Annotated in this window: 1 pseudogene; it reads right to left on the bottom strand. The window is 50.6% G+C overall.

The features are described from left to right. Positions 1–208, bottom strand: a pseudogene (locus HMPREF2692_RS04720) (IS256 family transposase); the annotation flags it as partial. Between the last annotated feature and the right edge of the window lie 57 nt (positions 209–265).

The following is a 265-nucleotide window of genomic DNA, read 5'->3' as shown; positions in this document are numbered from 1 at the left end:
ATTGATAACCGAGGTGGGCATCTATCTCAGCATTAAGCCCTCGGGTAATCGAGGCTTGCAACATGCCGCGCACCAAGTCATTGGCATCCGAGGTGGAAGTGCCCAATTCGTCGATCAGCTTCGCGATTTCAGGGTTAGCAAGAAGCTTTTTCTCAATTGCATCAATCTTGGCCTTATCAGCCGGGTCTCGTCGTGCCACAGTAGTCATTCTGGCTTATCTCCTTATGCGGGATGGATTCCCACACACAAACCATCAGACACTCTC

It is taken from the genome of Corynebacterium sp. HMSC036D03, from assembly GCF_001836185.1.
Lineage (GTDB): Bacteria > Actinomycetota > Actinomycetes > Mycobacteriales > Mycobacteriaceae > Corynebacterium > Corynebacterium simulans.
This window is presented reverse-complemented; position numbering and strand designations above follow the sequence as displayed.